Below are 1,290 nucleotides of genomic sequence, written 5' to 3'. Positions count from 1 at the left end.
CAATAGTTCGTTAAGTTTTATGCAGCTATTAAACCAAAATTATTGAGTTGCCTGACTTTTTCTTTATTTTTCTTCGTGTTTGGGTTTATCCCAAACACAATTAAAAATCTATCCATTAGTAATTGATTGTGATGCAGTGTTTTAATATCACTCATTGAAAAAGCTGTTCTTTCAGACTTATTTGTATTCAGCCAATGAGACACCTTTGCAATATTCACAGCTGTAAGAGACGTATTAATATGAAAATGGATTTTATTTTCACTTCTGGCTTGGCAATTATCCATAGCCGTATGTTGTTTTCCATCTCTATATGTAAATTCAATTTGAAACCTGCCTCTATAATATCTCAATACATCCATTGCCGGTAAATTCAGATCAGTTGAAAAGTACAATTTATGGCTCCAATATTTCCTTTTTTTAGTGCGTACTATTACAAGATTAATTTCTCTTTTTAGCGCCACAGAGTTAACAATCATTTGGTATGTTTCCGAGTTGTCAGTTTTTTCAATTAACATAGCATGCTGTTGATTTAGGTTTTTGTAATCAACTTTACCATCATATTGTTTTGGTCTGCCACGCCCCTCTGATTGTTCCCCTTTAAACAAATACCTTAGATTTGCATCGTCACGTAATCTGCTAATAGTATGGAATCCTTCTTGAGTCATTTTGCCCACAAAAGGTTCTTTCGAAAAATATGCATCAACAGCAATGTATTTTGAAATTCGAAATAGCTTTTCACTTCTTGAAATTAGTACTTCTGCATAATGATCCAACAGACTTTTTGAATCAAAAGATGAAGGTGTTTGAATTGCTTCTAAATGCAATGATGTATGATTAGACAAATCAATAACTCCAATTCCACCAACCTCTAAGCCCCATTTACTTCTCCCTGCACATCCAGACCAAAAATAACCAACACCAGGTGTTCTTTTTCCCGATTTACTAACGTAGCTAGGATCAAAAGCCAAAATACTATCTTCACTGGCATGTTCGAGGCTTAACTCAATATTAAAATTCAAGAAATCAAATTCTTTTTCAAATTGATTTCGGAAGTGTTGTTCTCCAAAATCACTATATCTACTTAATTGCAAAAAGTTTATTCGTCCTTTTATACTCATAAATAAGTGTAAGACTGTTTGAATGAAATCGTATTGCCATTTATTTACACCAGACATTTTGTCTAAAATATTTTTTATATGATATTTGCTATTGGATTTTCCTTTGAGAGTCATACTTAATAATTGCTTCGAAAACAAACATTAAGATACTGATTCTTAAGGGATTATCCAA

The 1,290-nt window shown here is 32.2% G+C and carries 1 protein-coding gene; it reads right to left on the bottom strand.

Annotation, left to right across the window (positions count from 1 at the left end; all coding sequences use genetic code 11):
• Nucleotides 1-17 precede the first annotated feature (17 nt).
• The gene (locus BZG01_RS21295; protein WP_180327429.1) at nt 18-1,118 is read right to left on the bottom strand and encodes a transposase; all 1,101 of its coding nucleotides are present in this window, start codon (nt 1,116-1,118) and stop codon (nt 18-20) included.
• Nucleotides 1,119-1,290 lie beyond the last annotated feature (172 nt).

Origin of the sequence: Labilibaculum manganireducens (assembly GCF_002843385.1) — a bacterium.
GTDB classification, from domain to species: Bacteria; Bacteroidota; Bacteroidia; order Bacteroidales; family Marinifilaceae; genus Labilibaculum; species Labilibaculum manganireducens.
The sequence above is the reverse complement of the archived record's forward strand: the minus strand, read 5'-3'. Positions and strand labels throughout refer to the sequence as shown.

What these genes read in the sequence shown, in the direction of transcription:
- BZG01_RS21295 (WP_180327429.1), bottom strand. Translation starts at nt 1,118, where the DNA reads ATGAGTATAAAAGGACGAATAAACTTTTTGCAATTAAGTAGATATAGT.